We start from the raw sequence: 12,441 nt of genomic DNA, 5'->3' as shown, positions 1-12,441 counted from the left end.
TTATTTATCCTCCATGATATGACTATAACCAGCCTCAAAAATTAGTTTTACATGCTCATCATCTAACGAATAATACATCATTTTACCATCTCTTCTATTTTTAACTAATTTATTGGCTTTTAAAATTCTAAGTTGATGAGAAATAGCTGACTGCGTCATATCTAAACAAGCAGCTAAATCATAAACACACATCTCATGATCAAATAATGCACAAATAATGCGTATTCTTGTTGAATCACCAAACACTTTGAATAATTCAGCAACATCATATAAAGATTCTTCTTCGGGCATTGCTTTCTTTACTTGTTCAACAATTTCATTATTAACGATTTTATCCATTTTTTCTCCTTTCATATGAATATATGTTCATATGAATATTATATGATATTTATTTACAAAGTCAATATATATGATAAGATTAAATAAAAATGATTGGAGAAATTTTATGAAAAAATTACTGATTGTAGTAGACTATCAAAAAGATTTTGTAAATGGTAGTTTGGGATTTAAAGAAGCTGAATATTTGGATGAGTATCTTGCTTCTTTAATTGATCAATATCATCAAAATAAAGATGATGTTATTTTTACTTTCGATACACATCAAAATAATTATTTAGAAACTCAAGAAGGGAAGAATTTGCCAATTGAACATTGCATTAAAAATAGTGATGGTTGGAAACTATATGGCAAGGTAAATACTGCTAAAAAAGAACATGATATTTGTATTGAAAAAACAACTTTTGGTTCTCTTGAATTAGGAAATTGCTTAAAAGATAAAAACTACAAAAATGTTACTCTAGCAGGTGTTGTTTCTAATATTTGTGTTTTATCTAATGCTGTAATTGTTAAAAGCGCTCTACCTGAAACACCTATCTTTATTGATGTAAAAGGTATTTCTAGCAATGATTTAACAATGCAGGCAAAAGCAATTTCAATTTTAGAAAATTTGCAATTCAATATTATTAATAAATAAAATACAATTAATAATTTCTTATTAAAATAAGTTATAAATTATTATTGACACTTCATCTGATGAGGCGTAGAATTTGCCTAAAGATATATATAGGAAAGGAAGTATTAAAAAATGTCAAAAAAAGATATTGATTGGTCAAATATCGGTTTTGGATATATGCCAACAGAAGCAAGATTCGTATCAAATTATAAAGATGGAGCTTGGGATGAAGGCGTGCTTACTGCTGATGACAAAGTTGTTATTAGCGAATGTGCAGGTGTTTTACAATATGCACAAACGTGTTTTGAAGGGTTAAAAGCTTATAGAACAAAAGATGGGAAAGTTGTTTGCTTTAGACCTGATTTAAATGCAAGTCGTATGGCTGACTCTTGCAAACGATTAGAAATGCCAGTTTACCCTGAAGATAAATGGGTAGAAGCCATTGAAAAAGTTGTTAAAGCTAATATTGATTATGTACCACCTTATGGGTCAGGAGCTACTTTATATATTCGTCCATATATGTTCGGTAGTAACCCAGTTATTGGTGTTAAACCAGCTAACGAATATCAATTTAGAGTATTCGTAACTCCTGTAGGGCCTTACTTCAAAGGAGGAGTTAAACCTATTACAATTCGTGTATCAGACTTCGATCGTGCTGCACCTCATGGTACAGGACATATCAAAGCTGGTTTAAACTACGCAATGAGTTTACATGCAATCGTTGATGCACATAATCAAGGATTCGATGAAAACATGTACTTAGATGCAGCTACTAGAACTAAAGTAGAAGAAACTGGTGGAGCAAACTTCATTTTCGTAACAAAAGATAATAAAATCGTTACTCCAAAATCAAACAGTATCTTACCTTCTATCACTCGCCGTTCTTTAATGTATGTTGCTAAAGAATACTTAGGATTAGAAGTTGAAGAAAGAGAAGTTTATTTTGATGAAGTAAAAGATTTCACTGAATGTGGTCTTTGCGGTACTGCTGCTGTTATCTCACCAGTAGGTAAAATCAATGATCATGGTAAAGAAATTTGTTTCCCAAGTGGAATGGATGAAATCGGACCTGTTCTTAAAAAACTTTATGAAACTTTAACAGGTATTCAAATGGGTACAATTGAAGCACCTGAAGGTTGGATCAAAGTTATTGAAGAATAACAATTTTAAAGCTTGTCATTAACTGACAAGCTTTTTCTTTGCTTAAAAGCAAAAAAGCATTGTATTATCAATGCTTTTAACGATTTTCCATTTTAATATATTCTTTTTTTTCACCAACGTATTTTCCTGCTGGACGAATAATTTTTCCTGAATAAAGTTTGTTTTCAATATTATGTGCAACCCATCCAACAGAACGTCCAATAACAAACATCAAAGTATAAAGATCTTTAGAAAGCCCTAGCATGTCATAAACGAGACCACTATAAAAATCAATATTGGCACATACGTTTATTCCCTTTCTTGCTTTAATTTCAGCAACCGCAAGTTCTTCAAAACGATGGTATAGTTCATATTCTTTCAAACGATTTTTTTCGATAGCTAATTGTTTACATTGTTTAGAAAGAATTTGACAACGTGGATCGCTCAATGTATAGACTGCATGTCCAATTCCATAAATAAGACCTGATTGATCATTAAACTTCTTATCTAAAATATCCTTAATGACCTGTTTTAATTGTTCATCCGTTGCATTAAGTCCTACTTTATCAATAACAAGTTCCATTTGTTTAGCAACCGCTAAGTTAGCACCTCCATGCTTAGGACCTTTTAATGAACCAATAGCTCCTGCAAAACAAGAATATATGTCTGTTCCTGTTGAAGACATAACAACATTTGTAAAAGTCGAGTTGTTCCCTCCACCATGATCAGCATGTAAAACTAAACACATATCTAGAACACTCGCTTCTATTTTTGTAAAAGAACGATCTATTCTTAACATTTGGAGGATATTTTCAGCAATTGAATATTCAGTATTTACTGGATGAATAAACAAACTATCACTATCAAAATAATGTACTTTAGTACGATAAGCATAACAAACAATTTCTGGAATCTTAGCAATTAAATCCAAGCCTTTATTTAGCGTTGCTTCTGGTGAAATATCATCAGGGTTTTCATCATATGTGTAAAGCATTAAAACTTCTTGTTGAAGTTTATTCATCATATTTTGCATTGGAAATCCTAGTATACGTGCTTGTAAATAATTCAAAGGTAAATCATATCTTGAAGCTAATTCTTTTTTAAATGCATCTAATTCATCTTTATTAGGTAAATATCCAAAAAGAATTAAAAAACAAACTTCTTCAAAAAGAAAACGATTTTTTGGATCATGTCCCTTTATAAAATCAGAAACTTTAACACCCCTATAATAAAGTTCCCCTTCTGTATCAATTTTTTTACCATTTTCTTTTTTATATCCCACGACATCTGATATTCTTGTAAGTCCAACAAGAACACCTGTTCCATCTTCATTTCTTAAACCATTTTTTACGTTGTATTTAGAATATAAAGAATTGTCAATTTTATTTAATGATGTACTTCTTTGAAATACATAATCAATAAATTCACTCATATTTAAGCCCCCTTATCATAGTGTTAGGAATATCATACCACAAATTTGTATAATTGTATACAATTATTTACTTGTCTTATTTTGTTAAAGATTGTCAAATGACAAAAAGTATTCTAAAATAGAATACAAGGTGATAGTTATGAAAATATTTGATAGAGAATTCTCAGGTCTATCTCAAGAAGACGTTTTAAAAAGGCAACAACTTGGGAAAACTCATTTTGTGGAAAGTAAAACAACAAAAACATATAAAGAAATTATTTTTAATAATATTTTTACATTTTTCAATTTAATTAATATTCTACTATTTGCATGTCTTGTTTTTGTTGGATCTTATCGTAATACCCTTTTTATCTCTGTTATCTTTTTTAATACTTTAACAGGAAGTTATCAAGAAATAAAAGCAAAAAGGACATTAGATCAGTTAAGTATTTTAACAAAACAACAAATTGATGTTTTAAGAGATAATCAATTATCTAAAATCAATGTTGATGAAATTGTTCAAGATGATCTCATCATTTTAAATACAGGAATGCAAATACCTGTTGATTGTGAACTTTTAGAAGGTCATATAGAAGCAAATGAATCACTTCTTACAGGTGAAAGCGATGCTATTTTAAAAGTCAATGGTGATTCACTCCTTTCAGGAAGTTTTGTTACATCAGGACGTGCAATTTGTAAAGTAATTCATGTAGGAAAAGAAAGTTATATTCATAAGCTTACCGCTCAAGCAAAAGAATTTGAAGGCAAAAAATCAGAGCTATCAAAATCGATTGACCAAATTTTAAAAATTATCTCAGTTATTATCATTCCTTTATCAATTTTACTCTTTTTTAAAGAATATTTTATTGGTCATTATCCATTTAGTGATGCAGTTGTTTCAGTTGTAGCTGCTGTTTTAGGAATGATTCCATCTGGACTTGTATTACTTACAACAATCGCTCTATCTTTAAGTGTTCTAAGACTTGCTAAAAAAAATACTCTTGTCCAAAATCTATTTTGCATTGAAACTCTTGCTCGTGTGGATACTATTTGTTTAGATAAAACAGGAACGCTTACTGAAGGTAAGCTTAAAGTTGATGATGTTATTTGTTTTGATGATCATTTTAATATTGATCAAATTATCAAAAATATGAATTATTGTTTAGAAGATGGCAATATGACATCTATAGCACTTCATCAATACTTCTCTAAAGAAAAAAATTATCAGCCTTTCTTTGTTATTCCTTTTTCATCGCAAAGAAAATACAGTGCTGTTTCTTTTAATGAATTTGGAACCGTTTATTTAGGAGCAAGTCAATTTATTTTTGAAAATCTAGATTCTAAGATTGAAAAGAAAATTAAAACTTATACCTCTCAAGGTTTTCGTGTTTTGTGTATTGGATATACTCCAATAATTATTAATGATAATACTTTAATAAAAAATTTAAAATGTATTGGAATTTTAATTTTATCTGATGTTATTCGTCAAGACGCTAAAACAACATTAGATTATTTTAAAAGACAAGATGTTGATATTAAAATTATTTCTGGAGATGATCCTGTTACTGTTTCAGCAATTGCTAGACGTTGTCATCTTTTAAATTATGAACATTACATAGATGTTTCTTCTTTATCGGATGAACAAATAAAAGAGGCCATTGAAAAATATACTATTTTTGGACGTGTTTCTCCAAAACAAAAACAATTGATGGTCAATGCTCTTCAAGAAAATAACCATACGGTTGCAATGACAGGTGATGGTGTTAATGATGTATTAGCTTTAAAAGCAGCAGATTGTTCAATTGCTATGGCTTCAGGAAGTGATGCAGCTAAAAGCGCTTCACATATTGTTTTATTAAAAAATAACTTTAATGCCATGCCACATATCGTTAATGAAGGAAGACGTGTCATTAATAATATTACTGCTTCTGCATCAATGTATTTAATTAAAACAATCTTTTCAGTTGTTTTATCAATTGGAATGATCTTATTTGGACATGGTTATCCATTTAAACCTATCCAACTAACTGTTATTTCTGCTTGTTGTGTAGGCATCCCGACTTTCTTTTTGACCTATGAACCAAATTTCAAAAGAGTGTCTGGTGATTTTTTAAAAACAGTCTTTAAAAACGCCTTCCCTTTTGCCTTTATGATTGCTATTTGCTCAACAATTATCGTTAATGGTGGTCGTGTCTTAGGTTTAGAAAAAGAAATGCTTTCAACAATTTGTGTTTTACTTACAAGTTGGTGTTATTATAGTGGTTTAAGACATATTTATTCACCCTTAAGTCATTATCGTAGCTTTGTAATCCATGTAATGCAAATTGTTTTATATATTTCTTTAATTGTTGGTCATCAATTTTTAGGATTAGGAAATATTGATTATATTGGTGCCATTACTTTAATGTTTTTAGTTACTTTTTCAAAAGTCATTTATTTATTAAATTTTGAATTATTTGATTATACTTATTTATTCTTACAAAGAAAACGAAATAAACACAAATAAAAAGGACAAATGTCCTTTTTATTTACATACATTTTTCTTCAATATAACTTTGACATGTTTTTTCAACAAATAACATATCTTCTTTTAAATCTCCTGTAAAATGTAAACGTTCCATATTTCTATGTATATAATCATTCTCTCTGATAAACAAATAACTTGATTTAAAATTTAAGTCAAATACGAAAGCCATATAAGAAACCCACATATCTACTTCATTGTGCCTATTTTCTTTTAAAATCAAAGTATGATTTTCAATATCTTTCAAAATATTTTGAGAAACTCTTTGACTATAAAAGTCAGCATCTGAAATACTAAACAAAGTTTGTATTGATTCTATATTTTTTACTCGAAAATTATCTAATTTATCACTATCTCTAATAAGAAGAACTTGTTTTAATAAAGAGGGTTCTAAATTATTTGGTATTTTGTATAAAGAATGATAAGCAATCGCCTTTTCGATAATTTCATCATATTGATCATCATCAATAAAATTTCTAATCATCCCCTCTTTAAATAAAACCTGCACCCCTAATTTAGCATGATCAATATTTCGATCATCAAAGCTATTAAAACGTTTTATTTGTTCAAAACGTCCTATATCATGCAATAAAGCAATTAAATAGGCTAAATCTCTTTCAACACCTGTAATATTTTCATAGAGGCATAGATATTCAGTTGTACGTACGACTTCCAATGTATGAACAAGTTTTAAATGAATTTTATCATTCGTTAAATCAAATTGACGCACATAATTCATAAAACTCTCTTTTGCTTTTAAAATATCAAACACCTTGACCTTACTCCTTTCTTTATTTTATACTATACCATAAAGTGAGGTAAAAATATGAATGATTTATTATTAAAACAATACATTGGTTTAATTGAATGCAACAATGAAAAAATTTCAATTCTAGCCAATACATCTGCTTTTATTATGCAAAATTTTCAAGATATCTCTTGGGCAGGATTTTATTTATTTAAAAACACTGAACTTATTTTAGGACCATTCCAAGGTAAAATTGCTTGTACTAACATTCCTCTAGATAAAGGAGTTTGTGGTAAAGCAGCATCTACTCGAAAAACTGTTATTGTAGAAAATGTTCATCAATTTGCAGGACATATTGCCTGCGATAGCGAAAGCAACAGTGAAATTGTAATTCCACTTATAAAAGGAAATCAATTATATGGTGTATTAGATTTAGATTCTACATCATTTAGTAGATTTTCTAAAGAAGATCAAATTATTTTTGAAGAAATTTCAAAAATTTTAGTTCAACATTTATAATTATTTACATATCTTTGATATGAGGGGAAGCCATGAAAAGACATCTTTTATTATGTTGTTTAATAGGAATAATGAGTATACTGGGTTACTTTTATTTTCAAAGAAAGATTATATTTATTGATCATCCAACAATTGAAATCAATAGTCCATTTTATTATAAAAAATATATTAAAAAAGTTAAAAATGGTTCTATTAATGACGTCACTTATAGTGCAAATGATTTAAACAATCAAACTTTAGGACATTATACAGTGACTTATTTTTTTAAAGGAAAAACATATCATTTGAAAATAGAAGTTATTGATACAAAAAAACCAACTATTAAAGAATCTGAATCTTTAAAAATTGAAAAAGGGAAATCTTATGATTTAAAAAAAGGAATTATTATTAAGGATAATTCTAATCAATACAATTTAACAATTGATACCAATGATTTTAATCCCAATCAAATTGGAAACTACACAATTTATTATAAAGCAAATGATCTTTCCAATAACCAAACAACTTTCAAAAGAAAAGTAACTGTCGTTAAAAAAATAGAAATTGGCACACATATAGAATCTAATAAAAAAATAGTGTATCTTACGTTTGATGATGGTCCCAGTCAAAATACTGATCGCATTTTAAAAATATTAAAAAAATACAATGCTAAAGCAACTTTTTTTGTTACAGGATGTCATCAAGAATATAATCAATATATTATTGAAGCTTATAAACAAGGACATACTATTGGTTTGCATAGTTATTTGCATGAATATCAAGATATTTATTCCTCTAAGGATGCTTATTTCAAGGACCTTAAAAAAATAAAACAAATGGTTAAGCAACTTATTGGTATTCAAGTCCACTATATTCGTTTTCCAGGAGGAAGTTCTAATCGTATTTCTAAAAACTATTGTCATGGTATCATGTCTCAATTAACACGTGAAGTCATTAAACAAGGTTATCAATATTATGACTGGAATGGTGATACAACAGATGCAAGTGGCGATCATATCCCAACTGCAACAATCATTAAACAAGCTACAAGTGAAACACATCAAAATATTGTCCTTTTAGCTCATGATACAGATGCTAAAGATACAACTGTAGCTGCTCTTCCTTCTATCATCCAATATTATAAAGAAAAAGGTTATCAATTTTTAGGCATTGATGATGAAAGTTACTATGTACATCATGATATACAAAATTAGCAGTCATTTAACTGCTAATTCTTTTTTAAATCCTCTAATAAATAATTTTTCATTTGTTTATTTTTTCTTTGAAATTCTTCAATTTCATGAAGATGTGTTTCTTTAACCAATAATTCGAATTCTCTTGCAGAAATACGCATAGCCCCTCTAGAAGAAACAATAATTTGTTCTAAAGCATCTGAAGTAGCTACATAAACACGATATTTTTGTGATAAATCATGTGTTACTTTCTCTATGTAGTTATCTGCAGTTTGCGCTTCTTTTGTATAAACAACATAAATATTATCATTTTTTTCAATTGAGCCAATATTCTTTTTAATTTTATAAGCATCAAAAACAACAATCAGCAAACATTTTCGATAACCTTGATAATTATTCAAAATATCTATTAAACGATGTCTAGCATGGTCTAAATTTGTTTTAGCAAGTTCATTTAATTCATCCCATGAAAAAATAATATTATATCCATCTACTAATAAACATTCTGGTAAAATTGTCTTTTTTTCTTCAACCTGTTTTTCTATTTTACGATTCATTTCTTTAGAAAGTCGTCTTTTAATTGGTCCATATGTTCTAATAAATATTTCCTCTAACTCTTTATCATCGACTTTATAATTTTTTGTAACTGGACGTGGTTTATTTTTTTGATATACATAAGGTAAATGCATATAATTTTCTACTTCATCATAAGGGACATAAAATCCTGCACCCTGTTTACAAAAGATAGAGCCTGTAGGAAATAAAGCATCTTCTTCACTATTATAGTCAATTTCTTGAATAATTTTTTCTTGATCATGACATTCAAAGTAACCAACCATTTGATAGAACAGCTTCCCATTACCTTTTGTAAGCGAAAGAAAATCCTTTTGATACGTCATTAAATAACGAACAGGTGCTTTTCCTTTAATGATTGTTAAATCCTGTTCATAACTTATTTGATAATCGCTATGAAATGTATCTAAATCATAAATAATCTTACTTGAAATATGATTTTCTACAATCATCTCAAATTCATAATAAGGTTCTAATAAAAGAGATTTTGTCTTTTTTAAGCCTTGTCGAATTGCTCGATAGGTTGCTTCTCTAAAATCTCCGCCTTCAGTATGTTTTAAATGGGATTTTCCTGTAACAAGCGTCAATTTCATATCTGTAATAGGCGATCCTGTAAGAACACCAAGATGTTGAATTTCTTGCATATGTGTTAAAACAAGATTTTGAAAATTAAGCGGTAAAGTATTTCTTTGACATTGATTTTCAAACACAAGTCCTTTGCCCCTTTCTAAAGGTTCTAATAAGATATGCACTTCAGCATAGTGACGTAAGGGTTCAAAATGACCTACTCCTTCAACTTTATCCAAAATCGTTTCTAAATAAGTAATTCTTCCTTCATCATAATGAATTAAAAATCCATAGCGTTCCAAAATAAGATTTTGTAAAGTATCTAATTGAATTTCTCCCATAATTTTAACTGAAAGAATTCCTAATTGTTGATTATATTCAAATTGTAAACTTGGATCTTCTTTACCAATACTTAGTATTTGTTCAATAGCTTTACTTTTTTCAATATCATCAGGAAGTAAAATTTGATAAGACATAAAAGGCTTTAAAATATTTTGTTGTGTCTGTTTTTGATTTCCAAATGTAAAACCAATAGGTAACTCATCTAACCCCAAACAAACTACTATATCACCTGTTGAAGCACTCTGAACACTTTGATAGCCTTGTCCTGTATAAATTCTTAATTCATCTACTTTACTTTCACTAATAACATCTTTAACATGCAAAGTCCCACCTGTTACTTTTAAATGCGTTAAATGTTTTTGTTTATGAAATGTCTTTTTAAAAACAATCCCACTTAAAATATCTAAAGCTTCTTTTTGACAAGTATATAAATCTAAAGCTTCCATAAATTCTTCTACACCTTCATCTTTTAATGCTGAACCAAAGAATACAGGAAACATTTGTCTTAAAGAAATAACTTTTTGAATATCTTCTTGTTTCATTTGTTGATTAAGATACTTTTCTAATAATTCATCATTTAATAAAGAAATGTTTTCATAAAAGTTTTCATCAATTGCAAAACAATTTTCATTTAACTCTTTTTGAATATTTTGTAATAATTGCTCTTTGGTTGAGTGCGTACTATCCATCTTATTAACAAAAATAAAAGTAGGAATTTGATAAGTTTGCAATAATTTCCAAATTGTTTTTGTGTGCGCTTGTATACCATCCTTAGCCGAAATAACAAGAATAGCATAATCTAACACTTGTAACGTTCTTTCCATTTCACAACTAAAATCATTATGCCCAGGTGTATCTAAAAAAGTCATTTGACTTTCTCGATACATAAATGAGATCTCTTTTGAAAAAATAGTAATACCTCTTTTTCTTTCTTGTATATCATAATCTAAAAAAGAATCTTCTTTATCAACTCTTCCCATTTTTTTAATAACACCTGCATGAAAAAGCATTGCTTCAGATAATGTTGTTTTTCCAGCATCAACATGTGCTAAAATCGCAAAAGTTACTTTTTTCATAAATTTCACCTTCTTTCTACCTTATATGTAGTAAGTCTCTTACAACAACACTTGCAATGATCAAACCTGCACAACTTGGTACAAAAGAAATACTACCAGGTGTTTTTTTATGTGTCTCAGGATCTACAGGTGCATCTGTTTCAATGGGCTTTTCTGTAGAATAAACAACTTTTAAAGCAGGTATTTTTCTTTTCTTAAGTTCCCTTCTCATAACTCTAGCAAGTGGACAAATAGATGTTTTATAAATATCAGTTACCTCCAACTTTGTTGGATCTAACTTATTACCTGTCCCCATTGATGAAATAATTTTAATCTTTTTTTCTTGTGCTATTTCTACCAATTTAATTTTAGCTGTTACTGTATCAACAGCATCTACAATATAATCAAACTCATCAAAAGGAAAATAATCAACTGTTTCAGGTAAAAAGAAATCATCATATGTTTGAACATTGCAACGAGGATTGATCGATAAAATGCGTTCCTTCATAACTTCTACTTTTTTTTGATCTATTGTTTGATGTGTCGCAATAATTTGACGGTTAAGATTCGAAATAGAAACCGTATCATGATCAATGATATGAAGTGTCCCTACACCAGCACGTGCGAGTGCTTCAACGACAAAACCACCCACACCACCAACACCAAAAATAGCAACCGTACTGTTTTGTAAGGACTCTATTCCTTCTTTTTTTATTAATAATTCTGTTCTTGAAAATTCTTCCATAATAATCACCTGTAACATCATACCATAAAATAAAAAAGGCTTCCGCCTTTTTTATAAACCTTTTTCAGTTAATTCACGTGCAACATCATCTTTGATTGTAACACCTGATGCTTTTAACTCGGCAATCTTATCTGCAAATTGTGGTAAATATTTTTCATGAGCAATCAATAATTCATTTAAAACATTGACCATTTTTTGTCCTGATACTGTTTGTGGATTTAAAATGAATGCTTGCATTAATAATCCATAATCACCAGTTACAGCTGCTTCTTCAACACATAATTCCATGTTTTTCATGCATTGTAACCATCCTCTTTGAGCTGGTTGTAATGATCCAAAAGCAATAGCTCTTGCTCCTGTTGAACCAATATAAGATGAAACTTCTACTGCACAGTCAGCTGGTAAATCTGGGACAGATCCATTATTTTTAGTTGTTACTACGATATGTGATAATTTATTTCCATAGATTGAAGCAATTGTTTCACAAGCCGCATCTGAATAATGTGCTCCTCCACGTTTTGCTAATTGTTCTGGTTTATGATCTAAATCTGGATTTTTATATAATTCAAATAACTCATGTTCTGTTTGTTGTACTTGTTGTCCACGAGTTCCTACCTTAGGATCATTATATTCTTCTAAACCATGAGCCAACATTTCTTCTTCACGATAATAATATCTATGATATCCGCATGG

The 12,441-nt window shown here is 29.0% G+C and carries 11 protein-coding genes; 5 read left to right on the top strand and 6 right to left on the bottom strand.

Annotated elements, in window-relative coordinates; genetic code table 11:
* Positions 1 to 339, bottom strand: coding sequence for an ArsR/SmtB family transcription factor (locus C7U54_RS04150; RefSeq protein WP_022001299.1), 339 nt, complete (start codon positions 337 to 339; stop codon positions 1 to 3).
* 106 nt (positions 340 to 445) lie between these two features.
* On the opposite strand from C7U54_RS04150, the gene C7U54_RS04145 reads away from it, so the two are divergent.
* Both C7U54_RS04145 and C7U54_RS04140 read left to right on the top strand, forming a co-directional pair.
* Positions 446 to 973, top strand: coding sequence for a cysteine hydrolase family protein (locus C7U54_RS04145; protein ID WP_107029421.1), 528 nt, complete (start codon positions 446 to 448; stop codon positions 971 to 973).
* 111 nt (positions 974 to 1,084) lie between these two features.
* The gene (locus C7U54_RS04140) at positions 1,085 to 2,113 is read left to right on the top strand and encodes a branched-chain amino acid aminotransferase (protein WP_107029420.1); all 1,029 of its coding nucleotides are present in this window, start codon (positions 1,085 to 1,087) and stop codon (positions 2,111 to 2,113) included.
* 76 nt (positions 2,114 to 2,189) lie between these two features.
* Here the strand turns inward: C7U54_RS04140 and C7U54_RS04135 are convergent, their stop codons facing one another.
* Positions 2,190 to 3,524: a citrate synthase gene (locus C7U54_RS04135; protein ID WP_107029419.1), complete on the bottom strand. Its 1,335-nt coding sequence runs from the start codon at positions 3,522 to 3,524 to the stop codon at positions 2,190 to 2,192.
* A 139-nt stretch (positions 3,525 to 3,663) separates the two neighbouring features.
* On the opposite strand from C7U54_RS04135, the gene C7U54_RS04130 reads away from it, so the two are divergent.
* Positions 3,664 to 6,009 (top strand): HAD-IC family P-type ATPase, encoded by a 2,346-nt coding sequence (locus C7U54_RS04130; RefSeq protein WP_107029418.1) that lies wholly within the window; start codon positions 3,664 to 3,666, stop codon positions 6,007 to 6,009.
* 22 nt (positions 6,010 to 6,031) lie between these two features.
* Here the strand turns inward: C7U54_RS04130 and C7U54_RS04125 are convergent, their stop codons facing one another.
* Positions 6,032 to 6,799, bottom strand: coding sequence for an HD domain-containing protein (locus C7U54_RS04125; protein WP_107029417.1), 768 nt, complete (start codon positions 6,797 to 6,799; stop codon positions 6,032 to 6,034).
* A gap of 54 nt (positions 6,800 to 6,853) precedes the next feature.
* On the opposite strand from C7U54_RS04125, the gene C7U54_RS04120 reads away from it, so the two are divergent.
* On the top strand, positions 6,854 to 7,294 hold the full coding sequence (locus tag C7U54_RS04120; protein ID WP_107029416.1) for a GAF domain-containing protein: 441 nt from the start codon (positions 6,854 to 6,856) through the stop codon (positions 7,292 to 7,294).
* Between the two features lie 32 nt (positions 7,295 to 7,326).
* Positions 7,327 to 8,487, top strand: coding sequence for a polysaccharide deacetylase (locus tag C7U54_RS04115; protein WP_107029415.1), 1,161 nt, complete (start codon positions 7,327 to 7,329; stop codon positions 8,485 to 8,487).
* A 14-nt stretch (positions 8,488 to 8,501) separates the two neighbouring features.
* Here C7U54_RS04115 and C7U54_RS04110 read toward each other — a convergent pair whose 3' ends face one another.
* The 3 genes from C7U54_RS04110 to C7U54_RS04100 form a co-directional block, all read right to left on the bottom strand.
* Positions 8,502 to 11,024: a translation factor GTPase family protein gene (locus tag C7U54_RS04110; RefSeq protein ID WP_107029414.1), complete on the bottom strand. Its 2,523-nt coding sequence runs from the start codon at positions 11,022 to 11,024 to the stop codon at positions 8,502 to 8,504.
* A gap of 16 nt (positions 11,025 to 11,040) precedes the next feature.
* Positions 11,041 to 11,748, bottom strand: a complete 708-nt coding sequence (locus tag C7U54_RS04105; RefSeq protein WP_206603589.1) for a tRNA threonylcarbamoyladenosine dehydratase — start codon at positions 11,746 to 11,748, stop codon at positions 11,041 to 11,043.
* 51 nt (positions 11,749 to 11,799) lie between these two features.
* A partial coding sequence (locus tag C7U54_RS04100) for a family 4 glycosyl hydrolase (protein WP_455737473.1) occupies positions 11,800 to 12,441 on the bottom strand: 642 nt, incomplete at its 5' end.

Origin of the sequence: Faecalibacillus intestinalis, assembly GCF_003024685.1 — a bacterium.
Taxonomy (GTDB): Bacteria; Bacillota_I; Bacilli_A; order Erysipelotrichales; family Coprobacillaceae; genus Faecalibacillus; species Faecalibacillus intestinalis.
Note: the sequence above shows the minus strand (reverse complement) of the source record. Positions and strands in the feature narration are given on the sequence as shown.

Coding starts and splice junctions, on each gene's coding strand:
- C7U54_RS04115 (WP_107029415.1), top strand. CDS start 7,327: ATGAAAAGACATCTTTTATTATGTTGTTTAATAGGAATAATGAGTATA.
- C7U54_RS04135 (WP_107029419.1), bottom strand. CDS start 3,524: ATGAGTGAATTTATTGATTATGTATTTCAAAGAAGTACATCATTAAAT.
- C7U54_RS04145 (WP_107029421.1), top strand. CDS start 446: ATGAAAAAATTACTGATTGTAGTAGACTATCAAAAAGATTTTGTAAAT.
- C7U54_RS04105 (WP_206603589.1), bottom strand. CDS start 11,748: ATGGAAGAATTTTCAAGAACAGAATTATTAATAAAAAAAGAAGGAATA.
- C7U54_RS04120 (WP_107029416.1), top strand. CDS start 6,854: ATGAATGATTTATTATTAAAACAATACATTGGTTTAATTGAATGCAAC.
- C7U54_RS04130 (WP_107029418.1), top strand. CDS start 3,664: ATGAAAATATTTGATAGAGAATTCTCAGGTCTATCTCAAGAAGACGTT.
- C7U54_RS04150 (WP_022001299.1), bottom strand. CDS start 339: ATGGATAAAATCGTTAATAATGAAATTGTTGAACAAGTAAAGAAAGCA.
- C7U54_RS04140 (WP_107029420.1), top strand. CDS start 1,085: ATGTCAAAAAAAGATATTGATTGGTCAAATATCGGTTTTGGATATATG.
- C7U54_RS04110 (WP_107029414.1), bottom strand. CDS start 11,024: ATGAAAAAAGTAACTTTTGCGATTTTAGCACATGTTGATGCTGGAAAA.